The 20,915-nt window shown below is 43.8% G+C and carries 21 protein-coding genes; 19 read left to right on the top strand and 2 right to left on the bottom strand.

The features are described from left to right. Positions 1-6 precede the first annotated feature (6 nt). The 18 genes from EPX21_RS09795 (at position 7) to EPX21_RS09710 (ending at position 16,717) form a co-directional block, all read left to right on the top strand. Positions 7-384: an NADH-quinone oxidoreductase subunit A gene (locus EPX21_RS09795; protein WP_134089519.1), complete on the top strand. Its 378-nt coding sequence runs from the start codon at positions 7-9 to the stop codon at positions 382-384. Positions 385-530: 146 nt separating this feature from the next. Continuing rightward, positions 531-1,082, top strand: a complete 552-nt coding sequence (locus tag EPX21_RS09790; RefSeq protein WP_134089518.1) for an NADH-quinone oxidoreductase subunit B — start codon at positions 531-533, stop codon at positions 1,080-1,082. Next, entirely contained in the window at positions 1,075-1,578 is a 504-nt protein-coding gene (locus EPX21_RS09785) for an NADH-quinone oxidoreductase subunit C (protein ID WP_134089517.1), read from the top strand. Before EPX21_RS09790 ends, EPX21_RS09785 begins: the two co-directional genes overlap by 8 nt. Before the next feature lie 7 nt (positions 1,579-1,585). Continuing rightward, positions 1,586-2,821 carry an NADH-quinone oxidoreductase subunit D gene (locus EPX21_RS09780; RefSeq protein WP_206106042.1) on the top strand — a complete coding sequence of 412 codons (1,236 nt, stop codon included), beginning with the start codon at positions 1,586-1,588 and terminating at the stop codon, positions 2,819-2,821. Continuing rightward, positions 2,814-3,326 (top strand): NAD(P)H-dependent oxidoreductase subunit E, encoded by a 513-nt coding sequence (gene nuoE / locus EPX21_RS09775; protein WP_134089516.1) that lies wholly within the window; start codon positions 2,814-2,816, stop codon positions 3,324-3,326. The genes EPX21_RS09780 and nuoE overlap by 8 nt, the downstream gene beginning before the upstream one ends. A gap of 140 nt (positions 3,327-3,466) precedes the next feature. After that, positions 3,467-4,819, top strand: coding sequence for an NADH-quinone oxidoreductase subunit NuoF (gene nuoF / locus EPX21_RS09770; protein WP_134089515.1), 1,353 nt, complete (start codon positions 3,467-3,469; stop codon positions 4,817-4,819). 103 nt (positions 4,820-4,922) lie between these two features. Continuing rightward, positions 4,923-5,933, top strand: coding sequence for a 2Fe-2S iron-sulfur cluster-binding protein (locus EPX21_RS09765; RefSeq protein WP_134089514.1), 1,011 nt, complete (start codon positions 4,923-4,925; stop codon positions 5,931-5,933). A gap of 49 nt (positions 5,934-5,982) precedes the next feature. Beyond that, positions 5,983-7,020, top strand: coding sequence for an NADH-quinone oxidoreductase subunit NuoH (gene nuoH, locus EPX21_RS09760; protein WP_134089513.1), 1,038 nt, complete (start codon positions 5,983-5,985; stop codon positions 7,018-7,020). Positions 7,021-7,072: 52 nt separating this feature from the next. Beyond that, a complete protein-coding gene (locus EPX21_RS09755; protein ID WP_134089512.1) occupies positions 7,073-7,582 on the top strand; it encodes an NADH-quinone oxidoreductase subunit I in 510 nt (169 codons plus the stop codon). Between the two features lie 45 nt (positions 7,583-7,627). Further along, entirely contained in the window at positions 7,628-8,125 is a 498-nt protein-coding gene (locus tag EPX21_RS09750) for an NADH-quinone oxidoreductase subunit J (RefSeq protein WP_134089511.1), read from the top strand. Continuing rightward, positions 8,125-8,454, top strand: coding sequence for an NADH-quinone oxidoreductase subunit NuoK (nuoK, locus tag EPX21_RS09745; RefSeq protein WP_134089510.1), 330 nt, complete (start codon positions 8,125-8,127; stop codon positions 8,452-8,454). The genes EPX21_RS09750 and nuoK overlap by 1 nt, the downstream gene beginning before the upstream one ends. 93 nt (positions 8,455-8,547) lie before the next feature. Continuing rightward, positions 8,548-10,461 (top strand): NADH-quinone oxidoreductase subunit L, encoded by a 1,914-nt coding sequence (gene nuoL, locus EPX21_RS09740; RefSeq protein WP_134089509.1) that lies wholly within the window; start codon positions 8,548-8,550, stop codon positions 10,459-10,461. 21 nt (positions 10,462-10,482) lie between these two features. Then, positions 10,483-11,934, top strand: coding sequence for a NuoM family protein (locus tag EPX21_RS09735; protein WP_134089508.1), 1,452 nt, complete (start codon positions 10,483-10,485; stop codon positions 11,932-11,934). Between the two features lie 56 nt (positions 11,935-11,990). Next, positions 11,991-13,370 (top strand): NADH-quinone oxidoreductase subunit N, encoded by a 1,380-nt coding sequence (locus EPX21_RS09730; protein ID WP_134089507.1) that lies wholly within the window; start codon positions 11,991-11,993, stop codon positions 13,368-13,370. A 70-nt stretch (positions 13,371-13,440) separates the two neighbouring features. Then, positions 13,441-14,100, top strand: coding sequence for a DedA family protein (locus EPX21_RS09725; protein WP_134089506.1), 660 nt, complete (start codon positions 13,441-13,443; stop codon positions 14,098-14,100). 19 nt (positions 14,101-14,119) lie between these two features. Further along, a complete protein-coding gene (locus EPX21_RS09720; protein ID WP_134089505.1) occupies positions 14,120-14,662 on the top strand; it encodes an inorganic diphosphatase in 543 nt (180 codons plus the stop codon). 3 nt (positions 14,663-14,665) lie between these two features. Further along, complete coding sequence (locus tag EPX21_RS09715) at positions 14,666-15,985, top strand: hemolysin family protein (RefSeq protein WP_134089504.1); 1,320 nt, start codon at positions 14,666-14,668, stop codon at positions 15,983-15,985. A 12-nt stretch (positions 15,986-15,997) separates the two neighbouring features. After that, positions 15,998-16,717 carry a 16S rRNA (uracil(1498)-N(3))-methyltransferase gene (locus tag EPX21_RS09710; protein WP_134089503.1) on the top strand — a complete coding sequence of 240 codons (720 nt, stop codon included), beginning with the start codon at positions 15,998-16,000 and terminating at the stop codon, positions 16,715-16,717. Positions 16,718-16,743: 26 nt separating this feature from the next. On the opposite strand, the gene EPX21_RS09705 is transcribed toward EPX21_RS09710, so the two are convergent. Together EPX21_RS09705 and EPX21_RS09700 are read right to left on the bottom strand one after the other, a co-directional pair. Then, a complete protein-coding gene (locus tag EPX21_RS09705; RefSeq protein ID WP_134089502.1) occupies positions 16,744-17,586 on the bottom strand; it encodes a prephenate dehydrogenase in 843 nt (280 codons plus the stop codon). Between the two features lie 19 nt (positions 17,587-17,605). Further along, the gene (locus tag EPX21_RS09700; RefSeq protein WP_134089501.1) at positions 17,606-18,766 is read right to left on the bottom strand and encodes a pyridoxal phosphate-dependent aminotransferase; all 1,161 of its coding nucleotides are present in this window, start codon (positions 18,764-18,766) and stop codon (positions 17,606-17,608) included. A gap of 198 nt (positions 18,767-18,964) precedes the next feature. Between EPX21_RS09700 and EPX21_RS09695 the strand changes: the two genes are divergently transcribed. Continuing rightward, positions 18,965-20,788, top strand: coding sequence for an ABC transporter ATP-binding protein (locus tag EPX21_RS09695; protein ID WP_134089500.1), 1,824 nt, complete (start codon positions 18,965-18,967; stop codon positions 20,786-20,788). The last annotated feature ends 127 nt before the right edge of the window (positions 20,789-20,915 follow it).

Raw genomic sequence — 20,915 nt, 5'->3', positions numbered from 1 at the left:
TAGATTATGGAAGCCGCTACAAACAGTACTCCCGTCGATTACTTGCCCATCCTGCTGCAAATGTTAGTTGCCGTCGGTTTTGGCGTTACCACCATTATCGGTACACACCTCATCGGGCCTAAACTCCGAACAGAAAATAAACTAAGCTCCTTTGAGTCGGGGATCGAGGTGATTGGAAATGCCCGTCAGCCCGTCTCGATTAAATATTTCATGGTAGCTATACTCTTCGTTATTTTCGATGTCGAGGTCATTTTTATGTATCCTTGGGCGGTTAATTTCCGATCCCTCGGTATGGAAGGGCTTATTGAAATGTTTATATTTATGGGGCTGCTACTGTTGGGCTTTATTTATGTGATCAAGAAGCGGGCGCTAGAGTGGGACTAAACCGGGCTATTCATTAGAACCATTCTAAATACCCGTATTTTTCATATCTAACCTATTAAATTATTAAATTTGAGCATACCTGCTTTTAAAGCAGTGGCATTTTATGATGATATGCCATGACCAGTTGGCATTTAATACCTTGAATTATGAGTGATATAAAATTAGCCCCCCCTCCTCCGGGAGTAACAGGGTCAGGTTTTTTCGCCACTACGCTCGATAAAGCTGTTGGGCTTGCCCGCGCAAACTCTCTATGGCCTTTACCCTTTGCCACTTCCTGCTGTGGAATAGAATTCATGGCTACAATGGGTGCAACTTACGACCTTGCTCGTTTCGGTGCCGAACGCCCTAGTTTTTCACCTCGTCAATCCGACATGTTATTAGTCATGGGAACCATAGCAAAAAAAATGGGACCGGTACTTAAACAGGTTTATATCCAAATGGCCGAGCCTCGTTGGGTAATTGCCGTTGGCGCTTGTGCCTCTAGCGGAGGAATTTTTGATTCCTACTCCGTGTTGCAGGGCATCGATGAAGTGATCCCGGTAGACGTATACGTCCCTGGATGCCCCCCTAGGCCCGAAGCAATCCTGGATGGCGTGATGCGCTTACAGGAAATTGTTAAAAACGAATCCATTCGGCGACGGGAAAGCGATGAGTACAAAGCCTTATTAGAAAGTTACGGAATACATAAAAATGGCTAAGCTAGACAACCAAACACTTATAGGTCACTTACAGAAAGCATTCGGGAGCGATATAAGTAGCGTAGAGGAACCCTTCGGCTTACTGAGCATACAGGTTTCAAAAGAGAGGATCTTATCGATACTTGCTTTTTTAAAGGACGATAAGGAATTGCAGTTTATTTACTTAACGGATATTACCGCGGTTCATTATCCGGCACAAGCACTCAGTATAGCGGTTGTCTACCACCTGCATAGTCTGGTAAACAATATACGAATCCGGATCAAAGTGTTTTTGGACGGAGCGAAACCGGAGATTCCATCCGCAACCTCCTTATGGAATGGGGCGAATTGGATGGAGCGTGAAACGTACGATTTCTTTGGGGTTATATTCGAGGGCCATCCCGATCTACGCAGAATTCTGAATGTTGATGAGATGGAGGTGTTTCCTATGCGAAAAGAGTATCCTTTAGAAGATCCGAATCGAGTAGATAAAAAAGACTTTTTCTTTGGTAGATAATGTTATTATGAGCGAGCTGCGACCTAAAAGAATGACAAACCAACCGATATTTGAGGATAACGATCCGCAAGATGAATTAGTAACCCTCAATCTCGGGCCTACGCATCCCGCAACACATGGAGTCTTCCAGAATGTTTTGCAGATAGACGGGGAGCGCATTGTAAGCGGTGTTTCCACTATCGGTTACATCCATCGTGCTTTTGAAAAAATAGCCGAACATCGGCCTTATTACCAGATTACACCGCTTACTGATCGTCTTAATTATTGCTCATCGCCAATTAATAATATGGGATGGCATATGACGGTAGAGAAGTTGCTGGGCATAGAAGTTCCAAAGCGGGTGCAATATATGCGCGTCATCGTCATGGAGTTAGCCCGCATAGCCGATCATATCATCTGTAACGGCATATTGGGCGTAGATACGGGTGCGTTTTCAGGATTTCTTTACGTCATGCAGGAGCGGGAATTTATCTATGAGATCTATGAAGAGATCTGTGGCGCCCGCTTGACCACAAACATCGGACGTATTGGCGGCTTTGAGCGCGATTTTAACGAGGTGGCTTTCGCGAAAATCCGACAGTTTGTGAAAAGGTATCCGCCCGTACTGAGCGAATTTGAAGATCTGTTTAATAGGAACAGGATATTTATAGACCGCACCTCGGGAGTGGCGGCCGTAGACCCCGAAACCGCATTGAGCTATAGTTGGAGCGGGCCTTTGCTGAGGGCTACCGGAATCGATTATGACGTGCGTGTAAATGAGCCTTACTCTTCTTATGAGGAGTTTGATTTCGATATCCCTGTCGGCGAAAATGGCGATGTATACGACCGCTATATGGTTCGTAATGAAGAGATGCGCCAAAGCATTCGGATTATTGAGCAGGCATTGAATAAGATTGAGCAGGAACCTAAAGGCATCTTTCATGCGGATGTGCCCGAAATTTATCTACCTCCAAAAGAAGAGGTATACAACAATATGGAAGCGCTCATCTATCACTTTAAAATCGTGATGGGCGAAATCGATACGCCAAAATCCGAAGTATATCACGCGGTAGAGGGTGCAAATGGAGAATTGGGCTTTTATCTTATTAGCGATGGGGGGAGGGCGCCCTATAGGCTGCACTTTAGAAGGCCATCCTTTATCAATTACCAGATGTACGCGCCCATGAGCAGGGGTATGTTACTTTCAGACGCTATTATCAACATGAGTAGTTTAAACGTTATAGCAGGAGAACTAGATGCTTAGTGTAAAAAATAACCATCCAACGGAATTTCAGGATGAGCTGATCGCTCAGTTCGATGAAATTGTAAAAAGGTATCCTGAAGGTCGACAAAAATCTGCCCTCTTACCCATACTGCACGCAGTACAAGCTGCCTTCGGCTGGTTAAGTGTGGATGCAATGGACAAAGTAGCCGCTTACCTGGAAATAGAGCCGATTGAAGTGTATGAAGTTGCTACCTTTTATACCATGTTCTTTCTACAACCACAGGGTAAATACGTTTTGGAAGTCTGCCGTACCGGTCCCTGTTGTTTGGTAGGGGCGGAACGTATTATGAAGCATATTGAGCATCGCTTGGGTGTAAAAGAAAACGAAGTTACTCCGGATGGCCTGTTTAGTTGGCGAGGCATCGAGTGCATCGCCGCTTGCGGAATGGGGCCGGTCCTACAGATCGGACCGACTTATACCTATTATGAAAATCTGACGGAAGAAAGCGTTGATCAGTTAATTGAAGAATTAAAAAGCAAGTAAGTAGAATGAGGTGTCGGGGATTAGAGCATTAAAAGAGTGATCGCTTGAATAAGGTCGTGTGACCGGCCGATCACATTAACAAAACTAACAACAAATAACCAACAACGAATAACCAATACTAACAGCTAAAGACTAATGTAATGGCGCGGAAATTATTATTAGAGCATGTTCACATTCCAGGAATCAATACGTTCGAGGTCTATCGGCAAAAGGGAGGCTATAGAGCCGCCGAAAAGGCCTTGAGAACGCTTAGCCCGGAAGACGTTGTGGAGGAGGTAAAGAAATCTGGATTGAGAGGACGCGGTGGCGCCGGATTTCCTACAGGAATGAAATGGAGCTTCCTCGCTAAACCGGAGGGAGTACCGCGCTATCTGGTATGCAACGCAGACGAGTCAGAACCGGGTACTTTTAAGGATCGGTATCTGATGACACATATTCCGCATGCGCTGATTGAAGGCATGATTGTCGCAAGCTACGCCTTGGGAGCTAACACCTCTTACATTTATGTAAGAGGGGAGATGATGCCGCAAATCCGTATCCTTGAAAGGGCAATTGAAGAGGCCAAAGCCGCTGGCTTTTTGGGAACTAATATTTTAGGATCTGGGTACAATTTGGAATTGTATGTACAACCCGGTGGCGGTGCTTACATATGTGGCGAAGAAACAGCCCTCTTGGAATCATTGGAAGGAAAGAGGGGGAACCCACGCATAAAACCCCCCTTCCCTGCTGTGGCCGGCTTGTATAATTGCCCCACCGTGGTCAATAATGTCGAGTCGATTGCCGCAACTGTACCGGTATTAAATATTGGAGGTGAAGAGTATGCCAAGATCGGTATTGAAAGAAGTACAGGGACGAAGCTCATTTCGGCTTCGGGTAATATCAATAAGCCGGGCGTATATGAGATTGAGCTCGGCCTTCCAGTGGAAGAGTTTATATACTCCGATGAATACTGCGGCGGCATCACTAAGGGGAAACGCCTGAAGGCGGTCGTGGCTGGAGGCTCTTCCGTACCCATCCTTCCCGCGAACCTGATATTGAAGACGGCCAAGGGCGATAACCGACTAATGACCTATGAATCCTTAGCCGATGGCGGCTTTGCCTCCGGAACCATGCTTGGCTCGGGAGGCTTCATCGTGTTTGATGAAGATCAGTGTATCGTGCGCAACACCTGGAATTTTGCGCGCTTTTACCATCATGAAAGTTGCGGACAATGCTCTCCATGTCGAGAAGGTACCGGCTGGATGGAAAAGGTATTGCATCGGCTGGAACATGGCCATGGTAAAATGAGTGATATAGACCTTTTGGTGGATGTATCAAAGAAAATAGAGGGAAATACGATTTGCCCGTTGGGCGATGCAGCGGCTTGGCCTGTTGCTAGTGCCATCCGCCACTTTAGAGATGAATTTGAATGGCATGTTACCCATGGCGAGGAAGCGCAAATCCGAAATTTTGGCTTGGCGCATTACGCAGACCCGCTAACGGTGGAAAGCTAAGTTTTAAGGTGAAGAACGATGTAAGATAAAAAGGATAGGTTAAATCCGGCCGTTAAAGGCCGTTAAAGGCTTACAACTGATAACTAATAACTACTAACGAGAGATGGCTGATAACGAAAAATTAAAAGTGAGTATTGACGGTATCCAGGTGGAGGTTGCACCAGGGACGACGATACTCAATGCAGCCCGGCAGATTGGGGGCGACATCGTTCCTCCGGCGATGTGTTATTATTCGAAATTACAAGGAAGTGGAGGAAAATGTAGAACCTGTCTGGTAAAGGTCAGCAAAGGGTCGGAAAAGGATCCGCGACCTATGCCTAAGCTGGTTGCTTCTTGCCGTACAACGGTGATGGACGGTATGGAGGTTCAGAATATAACCTCAAATGAAGTGTTGGAGGCTCGGAAGGGAGTAGTGGAGATGTTGTTAATTAACCATCCCTTGGACTGTCCTATTTGTGATCAGGCCGGCGAGTGTCATTTGCAAGATCTTGGATTCGAACACGGTGCTGCCGCTACGCGCTACGAATTTGAACGTAGGACTTTTGAAAGAATAGATATCGGAGATAAAATCCAACTGCATATGACGCGTTGCATTTTATGTTACCGTTGTGTCTTTGTAGCTGATCAGCTGACGGATAAGCGGGTACATGGCGTTTTGGGAAGAGGGGATGCCGCGGAAATTTCAACCTATATAGAAAAGGCAATCGACAATAATTTTTCTGGAAATGTAATTGACGTTTGTCCCGTAGGCGCTTTGACAGATAAAACATTCAGGTTTAAAAACAGGGTGTGGTTTACTAAGCCCGTAGATGCCCATCGGGATTGTCCGGATTGCGCAGGAAAGGTTACCCTTTGGTATAAAGGAGAAGAGGTATTACGGGTAACTGCGAGAAAAGATCAATATGGCGAGGTGGAGGCTTTTATTTGCAATACCTGCCGTTTCGACAAAAAACAGACGTCAGATTGGGTAATCGAAGGTCCGAGAAAAGTCGCTCATACCTCGGTTATTTCGGCTAACCACTACGAAACGCTTAAACCCTTACCGGTGGTTAAGGAAAATCCGAAACTTCAAGAAGCAAATAAATATCAATTTGAACGATCCGTCCGACTTTAAAGGTATACCGTCGTCATAACGCACATCGATAAATAGAAAAAGTAAAATAATGGAAGCCATATTTATTATAGAAAAATTAGTGCTCATTGTCGTCGTTTTCGTACTGACGCTCGTCATTGCGATGTATTCTACATTGGCAGAAAGAAAGGTGGCGGGTTTTATGCAAGATAGGAAAGGTCCCGACCGCGCTGGGCCGTTCGGTATTTTACAGCCCTTGGCCGATGGAGGCAAATTTTTCTTTAAGGAGGAGATTATTCCAGCAGGAGCACATAAAGGACTTTTTATTGCCGGGCCAACGATTGCCATCATAACGGCTTGCATCAGTAGTGCTGTTATACCTTGGGGGCAGTCATTACAGATCGGCGGAAGGACGGTTGAATTACAGGTAGCGGATGTAAATGTGGGCGTTCTCTATATTTTTGGCGTTATTGCTCTGGGTGTTTATGGCATTATGTTAGGGGGCTGGGCGTCTAATAACAAATTTTCCTTGATGGGAGCTATTCGGGCAGCGTCGCAAAGCATCAGCTATGAGGTGGCTATGGGCCTCTCCATTATTGCACTTCTTATGGTGACACAAACATTATCCCTAAAGGAAATCGTCGCACAGCAAGAAGGCTTTGTCAATTGGAACATTTGGGTGCAACCACTAGGCTTTATCATTTTCATGACCTGCGCTTTTGCCGAATGTAATCGTGTTCCCTTCGACCTGCCCGAATGTGAAACGGAACTGGTGGGCGGGTATCATACGGAATATTCATCCATGAAACTCGGCTTGTATATGTTTTCCGAATACATCAATATGTTTGTCTCATCCGCCGTAATGTCTACACTCTATTTTGGTGGCTATAACTTTCCTTTTATGTATGATTTGGGGCTGTCGCAAAATTGGATTACGGTGATTGGCGTATTGGTCTTTTTCCTGAAGATTTTCGCATTCATTTTCTTTTTCATGTGGATTCGATGGACGCTTCCACGTTTCCGATACGATCAGTTGATGAACTTGGGATGGAAGATACTTATTCCTTTGGCAATTGCAAACATTGTATTAACCGGCGTGATAACCCTAATAAAGGACACTTACTGGTAGAATCGAAGCAGCAGGGATATTAATTAAAGCATAGGCTTAAAAAAGCAACAAGATGGAACCCTTAAGTAATAGAAAAAAAGTTTTAGAGCAAAAACCGATGAATTTTTGGGAGCGGATGTACCTCCCCGCGGTGCTAAAAGGAATGGGCGTTACGATAAAGCATTTCTTTCGGAAGAAAGCCACGGTCTCCTATCCGGAAGTAGCGCGTCCTTATTCGAAGAATTATCGGGGCCTGCACTCGCTGAAGCGTGATGAAGAGGGGAGGGAACGGTGTACCGCTTGCGGGTTATGTGCGCTTTCATGTCCTGCTGAAGCGATAACCATGATTTCTGCAGAGAGAAAGAAAGGAGAAGAACATTTATACCGCGAAGAAAAATATGCGGCTGTTTACGAGATAAATATGCTCCGATGCATCTTTTGTGGATTGTGCGAAGAGGCTTGTCCGAAAGAGGCCATTTATTTAGACGGTCCGCATGTGCCGGCAGATTATCTACGGAAAGACTTCATATATGGTAAAGACAAGCTGGTTGAAGAGCGTTTCGATCTGCATTCGTTGCGATAAAGTATTCAATATAAACAATTCTGTAAACAACATAAACTTTAAATTGTGAGCTTATTTTATTTTGTAGCCTTTCTTTCCATATTCTTTTCGCTCATGGTGATTATCACTAAAAACCCGGTACACAGCGTACTGTATCTCGTAATCACCTTTTTTACTTTCACCGTGCATTATGTCCTATTGAATGCCCAATTTCTGGCAGTCGTAAATTTTATCGTATACATGGGGGCTATCATGGTGCTCTTCCTGTTTGTGTTGATGCTGTTGAATTTGAACAAAGAGACCGAGCCGATGAAATCGGTTTTGATTAAAGTAATTGGAGCGGTAGCCGGTATGTGCTTGCTGGTTACAGTCGCCGGTTCAATACGCGCGATGGAGGTCTCCGATCCGCTAATTCTTAAAAATCCGGATATAGGTCTCGTTAGCAGTTTAGGTAAAGTACTGTTTAATGAATTCTTACTGCCCTTTGAAATTTCATCTCTTCTGCTCCTTACGGCAATGGTAGGAGCCGTTTTATTGGCGAAAAAAGAACAAAAAAGTATATAATGGAAACGATCGTAAAAGACATGCAGGGAATACCGCTCAATCACTACCTGTTACTGAGTAGTGTCATATTTTCCATCGGTGTAATTGGCGTACTTACCCGAAGGAATGTGATTATTATCATGATGTCTATTGAATTGATGTTGAATGCAGTAAATCTTTTGTTGGCTGCGTTCTCTGTATATCATGGCGATGCTTCCGGACAGGTCTTTGTGTTTTTTGTGATGGCACTTGCTGCTGCGGAAGTTGCTGTGGGACTGGCCATCATTGTGATGGTATATAGAAATACGAGGTCGATTGATATCAACTCTCTCAATAAATTGAAGTGGTAATGGATCACAAGGTTAACCATCAATCTAAAATTTTAAGCCGACTTAAACAAAAATAAGCTATTCGTAAGGCGTTCTAGCTAATATAAATATCGTATGACTGGATTAATTTGGATCGTTCTTTTACCTCTAATAGGGTTTGTACTAAACGGATTGGGCAGAAATAGCTTTTCAAAGCTAATTATTTCGCTGATAGCCTGCGGAACAGTCTTGGCCTCCTTCCTGTTAAGCTGTGGTGTTTTCGGTGCCGTTTATGCGGCGCGGCAAGCAGGCGAAGATGCTACCTTCTCGCTTAGCATCTTTGACTGGATCAGTGCCGGAGATCTCCAGATATCGTTATCTTTTTTCGTTGATCCCTTGAGTGCTATTATGCTACTCATCATTACAGGAATCGGTTTTTTGATTCACGTATATTCAACCGGATATATGAAACACGATGCCGGTTACGGTAAGTTCTTTGCCTATTTAAATCTTTTTATCTTTTTCATGCTGCTTTTAGTCTTGGGGTCCAATTATGCAGTGATGTTTATCGGCTGGGAAGGAGTCGGTCTTTGTTCGTATTTATTGATTGGTTTCTGGTATGGCCGAAGCGATTATGCAAATGCAGCTAAAAAGGCCTTTATAATGAATCGGATAGGCGATCTTGGTTTTCTCCTGGCTGTATTCCTGTTGTTTTACACCTTCGGCTCGCTTGAATTCAGTGAGGTATTACCGAAAGCCGCAATGTCTGCATATGGAGATACCACCTTGCTTTTAATTTCACTTTTACTATTCATCGCTGCAACCGGCAAGTCGGCACAAATCCCTTTATTTACTTGGCTGCCTGATGCCATGGCGGGACCAACACCGGTATCGGCCCTGATACACGCCGCTACGATGGTTACGGCAGGCATATACCTTGTTGCAAGATCGAATATTCTCTTTACACTATCGCCGGTCACTATGGAAATCATTGCCATAGTAGGTTTGTTAACTGCATTATTGGCTGCATTTATTGCCGTTACGCAAAACGATATAAAGAAAGTCTTAGCGTATTCAACGGTTTCGCAATTAGGGTATATGTTTTTGGGTTTGGGAGTGGGTGCCTTTACCGGGGCCTTTTTTCATGTGATTACGCATGCGTTTTTCAAAGCCCTACTGTTCTTGGGGGCCGGGTCGGTCATTCATGCCATGAGTAATGAACAGGATATGCGACTGATGGGTGGTTTAAGAAAGAAGCTGCCCACGACCTTCGTTACGATGTTGATAGGCACCATCGCTATTGCCGGCATTCCTCCATTGGCCGGATTTTTCTCTAAAGACGAAATATTGGCGCAGGCTTTTGTACATAACAAGCTTTTATGGGCAGGCGGTTTTATAGGCGCCTTGTTCACGGCATTTTATATGTTCAGGATGCTTTTCCTCACTTTCTATGGTAAGTTCAGAGGTACACTCGATCAAGAAAAATACCTCCACGAGTCGCCAGCCGTGATGACTGTCCCACTTATTGTATTAGCAGTGCTTTCTTTTTGTGGAGGCCTTTTAAATATACCGGAGGCGTTGGGCGGCCATACGTGGCTCGCCGGCTTTTTGCAACCTGTTTTTGCAGCGTCGGCATCAAAAAATGCGGAGGTCCATTTATCGCATACAGCAGAATATATACTAATGGGAAGTGCCGCGCTTGCAGCTCTTGGCATGGCCCTGTATGCCTATGTCGTTTATGTAAAAAGAGCCAGCTTGCCTATAGCGGATTATGAAAAACGGAACGCCTTGGAACGATTATCTTATCACAAGTTTTATATCGACGAGCTTTACGATCGCATCATCGTACGACCGCTGAATGTTTTATCTGACTTTTTCTATACGATCGATAAAAAGATGATTGATGGTTTTGTGAACTATCTGGGAAATGGGGCGGCACAAGCGGGCAGTTTACTGCGCCTGCTGCAGCAAGGCAATGTGGGATATTATATTTTTTATATGGTGATTGGTATTATCGCCGTGTTAGCGTACGGTTTATTTATAATTTAATCAGATAAGGTAAAGAAATTCATGGATAACATAGTTTTACTTCTTCTTGTACCCTTAATAGGAGCAGGTTTGCTAGCTTTCGTAAAAAGTACTCACTTGGCTAAGCCAATGGCCCTCGTCTGTTCGCTTGTAACGCTCGGGTTGACTGCGACTTTGCTAGGTGCTTTCTCTACCGACGGCCGTATTCAATTTGAACAGGATATCCCCTGGATTCCAGCGCTTGGCGTCCATTTCCATGTAGGCATCGACGGCATTAGTATGCCTTTAGTCTTGCTTACCAACGGCTTGATACCTTTAATCATTGTCAGCACTTTTAGTCAGCAGCAAAAAGGAACTTTTTATGCGCTTGTTTTATTTATGCAAACCGGCCTGTTACTGGTGTTTACGGCTTTAGATGCATTTCTTTTTTATGTTGGATGGGAAATCGCACTCATTCCGATCTATTTTATATGTGGTTTGTGGGGCGGTAAAAATAGGGCCCGCGTTACTTTAAAGTTCTTTATCTACACCTTTGCGGGCAGCCTGCTGATGTTAATTGCCATCATTTACCTTTATACACAGGTCCCAACCGCTAATTACGCCTTGGCCTCTTTCTATGAACTCAGGTTGGATGAAGAAACGCAAGGCTACATCTTTTGGGCCTTCTTTATCGCTTTTGCTATTAAAATGCCGCTTTTCCCTTTTCACACCTGGCAACCGGACACATACGTGGAGGCGCCCACTGCGGGGACCATGCTCTTGTCTGGAATTATGCTGAAAATGGGCGTGTATGGTGTAATTAGGTGGTTGTTACCAATCGCGCCGCTTGGCGCTGGTAAATACGGCAGTCTGGTATTGAGCTTAGCGATTATTGGTATTGTCTATGCATCCGTTATTGCATTTAGGCAACGAGATGTTAAACGATTAATCGCATACTCGTCTATTGCCCATGTGGGCCTGATTGCGGCAGGGGTTTTTGTTTGGAATATCCAAAGTCTACAAGGAGCCATCATACAGATGGTTAATCATGGTATTACGGTTGTGGGCTTGTTTTTTGTGGTGGATATAATCGAACGGCAGTTGGAAAGCCGCGATATACAATCTATGGGCGGAATTGCGAAGCAAGCGCCTACCCTTGCTTTGGTTTTCCTTATCATTGTGCTCGGGGCTGTCGGACTTCCCTTAACCAATGGCTTTATCGGCGAATTCTTGTTACTTATGGGCATTTACCAAACCGGTTTTTGGACCACGGTCTTTGCTGGTTTAACCATCATTTTAGGCGCAGTGTATATGCTCCGCATGTATCAAGGCGTCATGTTGGGCGATATGAATGAAAAGACGTCTGGCTTTCGCGATGTCAAGGGGACGGATTTACTTTTGTTAGGTCTGATCGCTATCTTGATCATCGCTATAGGTATATACCCGAAGCCGCTGCTTCAGCTTTCGGAAGCTGCCGTTGCAAATTTAATAGAGCAGGTAAAGATTATCCGTTAAAGGGAGAAAATGAACTTAAATAAAGAAGTAGATTCGAAGAAATTAATAGAATACAAATGAGCGCAATTATTACATTGTCATTATTAGCAATACTTGTTTTATACCTTGGGCTCTTCAAGATGCCCAAAGCATTACTTCCTGTCTCCTTACTCGGGATGGTGGCTGCGGTATGTTTTGAATTGAAATGGTGGAATTCAGAAGCGGTTCCGTTATATAGTAACATGGTTTTGTTCGACAGATTTGCACTCGCTTTTTCTGTACTGCTCATTCTGATAGCCATCTTGATATTTATTTTGTCGAAAGACTATTTCGACCATATAAGCAGCCACATTGCTGAATATTATGCGCTCCTTATTTTTTCCTTAACGGGTGCTTTATTAGTGGTTTCTTTTTACAACTTATCCATGTTGTTTATCGGAATCGAAATCATGTCTGTAGCGCTTTATATTTTAGTCGGAATCAGAAAGAAAGATTTGGCTTCAAACGAAGCCTCGCTCAAGTATTTTCTAATGGGCGCGTTTTCTACGGGCTTTTTATTGTTTGGTATAGCCCTCATTTATGGAGCGAGTGCGTCCTTCGATTTGGGAGGAATAAAAAGTTATGTAGAAGCAAATGGAGGGAATATATCGCCGTTATTTTATGCAGGAATACTCTTCCTGCTCATCGGCTTAGCTTTTAAAGTAGGGGCGGCACCCTTTCATTTTTGGACGCCTGATGTGTACGATGGTTCTCCCATTTTAATTACGAGCTATATGAGCACGGTTGTTAAAACGGCGGCATTTGGCGCTTTTTTGCGCTTGTTCTCCCTTTGTTTTGAATCGTTACAGAGCTTCTGGGCGCCGGTTCTGCTCATTATTATTGTTTTAACACTCTTTATAGGAAATGTAAGTGCACTGGTTCAACAGAGTTTTAAACGCATGCTTGCTTATTCGAGCATTTCCCATGCCGGCTACATGTTATTTGCTATTTTAAATATAGGCGATCAGGCGAATGGCGCCATGCTGGTATATGTAACAGCTTATTCGATTGCTTCGGTTGTGGCCTTTGCGGTGTTGATTTTAGTGAAGAGGAGCGAGGGGAGCGAACATTTTGAGGCTTTCAACGGCTTGGGAAAAACGAATCCCTTTTTGGCATTCATCCTAACGATAGCGATGTTGTCCTTGGCCGGTATTCCGCTTACCGCTGGTTTCGTGGGTAAATTTTTGATGTTTTCTGGGGCGCTGTCTAATTTTCATGTAGCACTTGTCATCTTGGCAGCAATCAATGCCGCCATTGGCATCTTCTATTATTTTCATGTCATTATCAACATGTATTTCAAAGAGGGAAAAACCCTTTATATTGCGACAAACGGAAATTACAAAGTAGTTTTAGTGATCGCAGTGCTGTTGACTGTTCTTATCGGCATTTATCCAGAATGGTTAAGCAGCTTAATATAATGATCTTGCAATGCGGCATACCTAAATTTTTCGTATGTTTGGATTTATAATGGTAGCTTTGTAGCTATATATGCAAGAATTCTGCTTATCTATTTTTGACTATTTGGATGCTGAGACCTTGATCCGGTCGGGTGGCTTCTATTTAATAGTATTCGTAATTTTTGCCGAAACAGGACTTTTCTTTGGTTTCTTCTTACCGGGAGATTACCTACTTTTTCTCGCCGGGTTATTCGTTGCTTCGGGATTATTGGACGTTTCCATTTTTACACTTTGTTCAGGAATGATATTTGCTGCCATATTGGGGAATTTTGTGGGCTATTGGTTCGGGTGGCGCACCGGCCCAGTGCTGTTTAAACGTAAAGATTCTTGGCTTTTCAAGCGGAAATACATCGTAATGGCAGAAGAGTTTTATAACAGATATGGAGGAGCCGCTCTAATTTTGGGCAGATTTATGCCAATAATACGTACCTTTGCTCCGATCTTTGCAGGTATTGTGCGCTTAGATTTTAAAAAGTTTGTGCTTTTTAACGTTATAGGAAGTTTTTTATGGATACTTACCTTGACGTTAGCCGGATTTTATTTAGGCAAACAATTTCCACAAATTATCGACTATATCGAATATATTGTAATTGGCTTTGTCGCGCTGACGGCATCGCCCGTTATTATAGCGATTATAAAGCAAAGTTTGAAAAAACGTCCAATCGAGGATAAAAAACAAGAAAAAGAATAATAGTTAAGTTAAGAATTATATGAACAACGCACATCCGTGGCACAATGTATCTCCGGGCGATGATGTCCCTTCTTCCGTAAACGCAATCATAGAAATACCTAAAGGCTCCAAAGCCAAATATGAAATCGATAAAGAAAGCGGCTTGCTTAAGCTCGACCGCGTGCTCTTTTCATCCGTAATGTACCCAGCTAATTATGGGTTTATTCCACAGACGTACTGCGACGATAAAGACCCGTTGGATATTCTGGTTATTTGTTCCGTAGACGTAGTTCCTATGTCCATTATAGAAGCAAAGGTGATTGGCGTAATGCACATGGTCGATGGAGGCGAGCAGGACGATAAAATTATTGCTGTTGCCAAAAACGATATGTCCGTCAATTACATCAACGACCTTTCCGAACTGCCTCCCCATACGATGAAGGAAATTGTTCGGTTCTTCCAGGACTATAAAGCGCTCGAAGGCAAGAATGTCACGATCGAAAAATGGATGGGTAAGTCATTTGCATATACCTGTATCCAAGAGAGCTTGGAGCTCTATCAGAATACGTTCATTAATAAATAATAAATGGGCTTCCAAATATTTGTCACGTTATTTCTGGTATTGCTCAACGGATTTTTCGTTGCTGCGGAGTTCGCTATTGTAAAGGTTAGACTTTCGCAGATCGAGGTGAAAGCAAAATCCGGCAATAGCGTGGCAAAGGTTGCTAAGCATATAACGCAACACTTAGACGGTTATCTAGCGGCCACCCAGTTGGGTATTACGCTTGCTTCCCTTGGCTTAGGCTGGGTCGGCGAGTCGGTGATGACCCAAATTGTAAATAGGGTCTTTGGCCTTTTCAATGTGGAGCTGACGGGGCAAATTGCCACCAATTTAGGCCACGTGCTGGCTTTTTCCATTATAACGGTTCTACATATAGTCTTTGGAGAGCTGGCTCCAAAATCGATCGCCATTCAACGTCCGGTCGGTACTACCATGGCGCTATCACTGCCTTTACGATTTTTCTACGTTATCTTCCGCCCTTTTATCTGGATTCTGAACGGATTTGCTAATTTTATTTTGCGCATTTTAGGTTTCGGATCGAACATTCACGAAGCGCACCATTCGACCGAAGAGTTACAATACCTACTGGATCAGGGAAAGGAAAGCGGTGCCTTGAATATGATTGAGCACGAGCTTATTAAAAATGTGTTCGACTTCAATGAGCGCGTGGTAAAGAACATCATGGTACCTCGGACAAAAATCGTTGGCATCGAACTAAGTAGCCCGAAAGAAGAACTTTTGCAGACGATTATCAGTGAGGGATATTCCAGAATTCCGGTATATGATGAAACAATCGATAAGATTGTTGGAATCGTACATGCCAAAGATATTCTACCGCTGATGGTCAATAATAAGGAGTTTGTACTTAAGACCATCATAAGAAAGCCTTATTTTATCGCTGAAAACAAGAAAATAAACGATTTAATGAGCGAGTTTCAGCTCAAACGTATTCAAATCGCTATCGTGTTGGATGAGTTTGGCGGTACGGCTGGAATGGTGACCCTAGAAGATATCGTGGAAGAATTGGTGGGTGAAATACAGGACGAATATGACGAGGAAAAACCAATTGTTGAGAAAGCCTCGGATACAGAATATATCGTGGAAGCTGCTGCGAGCGTGCATGACGTGAATGAGTATTTGCCATATGAATTGCCGGAAAGTTCGGATTATGACACCATTTCAGGCTTGGTAATTACCGTCTTTGATAAAATTCCGGATGTAGGCGAAAGAAAGGAGTTCCACGGCTATATTTTCACTATTCTAAAGAAAACACAGCAGAACATAGAATATGTAAAGCTAGAGTCGTTGCCCCATAACAACGATAATGAAGAAGAAGAACGTTGATAGTAAGTAAAAGTGCATCTCTTTTATACACCGGATATCGATAGCAACGCACATGAGTATGTACTCAGTGAAGAAGAGAGCAAACACTGTGTACGCGTGCTGAGGCTTGGTAAAGGCGATGCCATCGTACTAATCGATGGAAAGGGCAATTTATTTCATGCCGAGCTTATAGACGACCACCCGAAGCGGTCCAAAGTCGGGATCCTGTCGATTGAGCGGAACTACGGCAAGCGAAATCACTATTTACATATAGCCGTAGCACCTACTAAAAATATAGATCGATTGGAATGGTTTTTAGAAAAGGCCACTGAAATAGGTATTGACGAAATTACTCCGATCATTTGCGAGCGATCGGAGCGGAAAGAAGTGAAGATCGAACGCCTTAATAAAGTGGTAACGGCTGCTGTCAAACAATCGCTCACCGCTTATCATCCCAAAGTGAACGAGCCGGTAGCCTTTCAACAGTTTGTCGAGGAGTGCTCTGTATCACAGAAGTTCATCGCCCACTGCCTGGAGGCTGCTAAAACTACCTTGACGCAAGCAATAGATGGGAGCGGCAGCTATTGCATCTTGATTGGCCCCGAAGGGGATTTCAGCCAACAAGAGGTGGAGTCGGCAACCAACAATGGCTATCAAGCGATTAGCTTGGGTAATACCCGTCTGCGAACAGAAACAGCAGCATTATACGCTTGTATGGAAGTTAATTTGGCATATCGCACTGATGTAAAATAATCCGGTTTTGCGGCGTCAACCTCCATCTATTTTAAAATCCGTTTTATCTTGTTTGATTTCTTTATCAATTTATAGATTCCGGGGTAATCTTCCGTCTCTAACAAATGCTGCATATTCTGTAGCTGATGGATATGTTCTTCCAAGACATCCATTATGTTTTTGCGATTTTGTCTAAAAATCGGTATCCACATATCCGCCGAACTTTTGGCTAAGCGGACCGTAGATTCGAAGCCCGAACTTGCCAATTCAAAGATCCTGCCTTGCGACTTTTCTTTTTCAAGAACGGTTAGTGCTAAGGCAAAAGAGGTGATATGCGAGATGTGAGAAACATAAGCCGTATGCACATCGTGTTCTTTGGCGTTCATAAACACCGTCTTCATCTCTAACTGATCCACCAACGCTTCGGCAGTTTCAAAGGCGTCTTCATCGCTATTGGTCGCATCACAATAAATCATCGTTTTCCCTGCAAATAGATTGGGAATCGCAGCCTCAGGTCCGGAATGTTCGGTACCCGCCATAGGGTGGCAAGCCACAAATCGCCCCCGGTTTTCGTGTTTTTCTATGAGTGATAACAGTTTTTCCTTGGTAGACCCCATATCCATAACCGTTTGCGACGGCGATATGTTGTCTAAAATAGATGGTAGCAGCTTGCAAATGGCGTCGACAGGTACCGCCAAAATGAGTACGTCTACTTCGGGAAGGGCAGCTTCCAGCGATTTACTTTCGTCAATAAATCCCAAGCTTAGCGCCTTTCTTATATTCTGCTCCTCTTTGTCAATACCGATAACCCAGGAAGCAAATTTTTTCTCTTTGAGCGTAATGGCAATCGATCCGCCTATTAGACCGACACCAATGATGGCAATCTTCATTTCGTACTGTAAATCGTTTTTATCCTTTAGTTGTAATTCTATCGATAGCTTCTTGTAAGACGTTCTCTGTCGTACACAAACTAACGCGTATATAAGAGTTGCCTGCGCTTCCGAAAATACCACCAGGGGTTATAAATACGGCGGCTTGCTTCAATATTTCATCACTTAACTGGTAACCGTCGCTGTACCCGGAAGGTATCTTCGCCCAGACAAATAGACCAACTTGCGAGGGGTTAAAATCGCAATTCAATGCGCGAAGCAGCTGGTAAACTTTTTCCCGTCGGCTCCGGTAAATCTCATTCAAATCTTTATACCAATCGGTATCTAAGGCAAGGGCGGCAGCAGCAGCCATTTGCAAGGGTAAAAACATGCCAGAATCCATATTGCTTTTGAAGCGCATGATCTCATTAATCCGATCCTGCTGCCCAACAAGCATCCCAACACGCCAGCCGGCCATATTACTGGATTTACTCAAGGAATTTAATTCCAGGGACACTTCCTTTGCACCTTCTATAGACATTAGGCTACTCGGCTGCTCGGTCAATATAAAGCTGTAGGGATTGTCATGGCAAAGCAGGATGTGATGCGCCTTGGCGAAAGCAATTAATCGTACAAAGAAATCCTTGTCGGCCTTAGCACCGGTAGGCATGTGCGGATAGTTGATCCACATTAATTTAACCTTGCTCAGGTCGCGCTTGGCGAGCGCGTCGAGATCCGGAAGCCACCCCCTGCTCTCCTCCAGTTCATAGGGCACGCCCGTTGCCCCCGCTAAGCGTACAGCCGAACTATAGGTAGGGTATCCCGGATTCGGGATTAATGCTTCGTCGCCTTCTTGGAGGTAGGTCATGCAAATGTGCATGATGCCTTCTTTTGAGCCAATGAGCGGCAATATTTCCGTGTCCGGATTAAGGGTTACTGCATAATACTTGTTATACCACGAAGCAATGGCACTGCGTAATGCAGGCAAGCCTTTATAACTTTGGTAAGCATGGGCACTAGGTAGCGAAGCATACTTATTTAGCGTTTCGATAACCGTTGGATGTGGTGGTAAATCCGGACTGCCGATTCCCAAATTAATAACCTTAGCCCCATTTTTGTTGAGCTCGTCGATTTCCCGGAGTTTTTTGGAGAAATAGTATTCCTCTGTATGTTGTAATCTTTTCGCTACCTCTATAAACATTGCATCTTATTTAAGCGGCCTAATTTACTAAAATAGTTGTGTTATTTGATATCGGAGAGGGATCAACTTTTTAATGTTTTATGAAGTGAAAGTAATATTCCTCCCGTTTTTATATAGATGTCGGTCAAGTTTTTACGTTCTATTACCGGAGTGTTTGAGCTTTTTGTTACCTTTGAGCTTTTGGTTTAAAAATATTGAATGAAAACCTATCTGAGATTATTGTCTTTTGCCAAACCCATCGAGAAATACGCTATTCCTTATATTATATGCACCCTTATTACGGTGTTCTTCGGAACGCTAAATCTGGCGCTGCTCATCCCGCTCTTGAACACTTTATTTGCGGAAGGAGATAGTATCGAAGTTGTAAGCAAGCCAGACAATTGGTATAACTTAATCGACCATTTTAATTATTACGCGCAGGATCTTAGCCAGCGCTTCGGGCCTTATGGTACCCTGCAACGGGTACTCGTTGTAATCGTGGCTTCGGTGTTTGTCAGTAATCTGTTTCGCTATTTTGCGCAACGGATTATGGAGAATCTTCGGATTCATACGCTACTCAACCTAAGGAAAACCGTATTTGATAATGTGATGGACCTGCATGTCGGTTATTTTAATAATCAGCGAAAAGGAGACATCATTTCAAAGATTGCGTCCGATGTACAAGTTGTTCAGTTCTCTGTTACCGCGACGTTACAGGTAGTATTCAAAGAGCCATTACAATTGCTTTTTTATATCATTTGGCTTTTCGCCATCAGCTATAAGTTGACTTTCTTCGCCATCTTGGTAATTCCGGTATCGGCCTTTATTATTTCGTTGATCGTTCGGAAATTGAAACAGCAGGCTACCGAGGCGCAAAAGGTGTACGGAAAAATGATAAGTTACCTCGATGAAGCCCTGTCGGGAGTAAAGATTATCAAAGCCTTCAATGCTACTTCCTTTGTTAAGGGACGATTTCATGAAGAGAATGTATATTATTCCAAATTAGGAAAGCGAATGGCAAGGAGACAGCAATTAGGGGCGCCCGTGTCGGAGCTGCTCGGAATCTTGATGGTGGCGGCGCTGGTATTATATGGTGGCAATCTGGTGCTCGCAGGGAGCGAGGAGTTAGATGCGGCATCGTTTATTGCTTATATCGCTATGTTTTCGCAAGTTATGCGTCCTGCCAAAGCGATTACCGATTCTTTTAGTAATATTCACTCCGGAATTGCAGCAGGCGAAAGGGTACTGGAACTGATTGACGAACGTCCGGCTATTGCGGATAGCCCGAATGCAGTTGCCGTAACAGACTTTAAAGAAGCAATCGCTTTCAGGAATGTGAGTTTTTCCTATCAGGATAAGAAGGTATTAGACAACATAAGCTTTGATATTCCTAAAGGAAAAACAATCGCGCTGGTGGGGCCTTCCGGTGGAGGAAAATCGACCTTGATGGATTTAGTGCCTCGTTTCCAAGATGTACAGTTCGGCGAAATCACATTTGACGGCCTAAACATTAAAGAGATTCAAAGCGATTCTTTACGGGCCTTGATGGGTACGGTAAACCAAGAGTCCATTTTGTTTAACGATACCATATTCAACAATATCGCTTTTGGCGTACAAGATGCGACTTTGGAGCAGGTCGTTACGGCAGCAAAAATAGCGAATGCGCATGATTTTATTGAAGCTACCGAGCAGGGTTATTACACGAATATTGGTGACCGCGGTGTTAAGTTGTCGGGCGGACAGCGGCAACGGATCTGTATCGCCAGGGCGGTCTTACGTAATCCACCGATCTTGCTGCTCGATGAGGCGACATCTGCTTTGGATACTGAGTCGGAAAAGCTGGTACAGGACGCGCTGAATAAGTTAATGCATAGCAGAACGACGCTCGTTATTGCACATAGGCTCAGCACCATCCAATCAGCAGACGTGATCATCGTCTTGGAGTCCGGTGCTATTGTAGAACAAGGCACGCACACGGAGCTTATGGCAAAAAACGGCTTATATAAGCGCTTGGTAGATATGCAGCAATTTGAGGAAGTATAAATAGATGTCTTTTTTGGTGCTATGTAGAATAAATGCTTCTTGTTTCTTTCTTAGCCAGCGTTCTAATGTACTTTTTTAGTCAATATCTGCTTATTTAAAACGACCCTTTCTTTAGTCATTTTTTTAA

The sequence above is a fragment of the Olivibacter sp. XZL3 genome, from assembly GCF_004368405.1.
Taxonomy (GTDB): Bacteria; Bacteroidota; Bacteroidia; order Sphingobacteriales; family Sphingobacteriaceae; genus Olivibacter.
Note: the sequence above shows the minus strand (reverse complement) of the source record. Positions and strands in the feature narration are given on the sequence as shown.

Coding starts and splice junctions, on each gene's coding strand:
- EPX21_RS09755 (WP_134089512.1), top strand. CDS start 7,073: ATGGAACCCTTAAGTAATAGAAAAAAAGTTTTAGAGCAAAAACCGATG.
- EPX21_RS09790 (WP_134089518.1), top strand. CDS start 531: ATGAGTGATATAAAATTAGCCCCCCCTCCTCCGGGAGTAACAGGGTCA.
- EPX21_RS09780 (WP_206106042.1), top strand. CDS start 1,586: ATGAGCGAGCTGCGACCTAAAAGAATGACAAACCAACCGATATTTGAG.
- EPX21_RS09695 (WP_134089500.1), top strand. CDS start 18,965: ATGAAAACCTATCTGAGATTATTGTCTTTTGCCAAACCCATCGAGAAA.
- EPX21_RS09715 (WP_134089504.1), top strand. CDS start 14,666: ATGGGCTTCCAAATATTTGTCACGTTATTTCTGGTATTGCTCAACGGA.
- EPX21_RS09765 (WP_134089514.1), top strand. CDS start 4,923: ATGGCTGATAACGAAAAATTAAAAGTGAGTATTGACGGTATCCAGGTG.
- nuoF (WP_134089515.1), top strand. CDS start 3,467: ATGGCGCGGAAATTATTATTAGAGCATGTTCACATTCCAGGAATCAAT.
- EPX21_RS09725 (WP_134089506.1), top strand. CDS start 13,441: ATGCAAGAATTCTGCTTATCTATTTTTGACTATTTGGATGCTGAGACC.
- EPX21_RS09730 (WP_134089507.1), top strand. CDS start 11,991: ATGAGCGCAATTATTACATTGTCATTATTAGCAATACTTGTTTTATAC.
- nuoK (WP_134089510.1), top strand. CDS start 8,125: ATGGAAACGATCGTAAAAGACATGCAGGGAATACCGCTCAATCACTAC.
- EPX21_RS09720 (WP_134089505.1), top strand. CDS start 14,120: ATGAACAACGCACATCCGTGGCACAATGTATCTCCGGGCGATGATGTC.
- EPX21_RS09785 (WP_134089517.1), top strand. CDS start 1,075: ATGGCTAAGCTAGACAACCAAACACTTATAGGTCACTTACAGAAAGCA.
- EPX21_RS09700 (WP_134089501.1), bottom strand. CDS start 18,766: ATGTTTATAGAGGTAGCGAAAAGATTACAACATACAGAGGAATACTAT.
- nuoE (WP_134089516.1), top strand. CDS start 2,814: ATGCTTAGTGTAAAAAATAACCATCCAACGGAATTTCAGGATGAGCTG.
- EPX21_RS09795 (WP_134089519.1), top strand. CDS start 7: ATGGAAGCCGCTACAAACAGTACTCCCGTCGATTACTTGCCCATCCTG.
- nuoH (WP_134089513.1), top strand. CDS start 5,983: ATGGAAGCCATATTTATTATAGAAAAATTAGTGCTCATTGTCGTCGTT.
- EPX21_RS09705 (WP_134089502.1), bottom strand. CDS start 17,586: ATGAAGATTGCCATCATTGGTGTCGGTCTAATAGGCGGATCGATTGCC.
- nuoL (WP_134089509.1), top strand. CDS start 8,548: ATGACTGGATTAATTTGGATCGTTCTTTTACCTCTAATAGGGTTTGTA.
- EPX21_RS09735 (WP_134089508.1), top strand. CDS start 10,483: ATGGATAACATAGTTTTACTTCTTCTTGTACCCTTAATAGGAGCAGGT.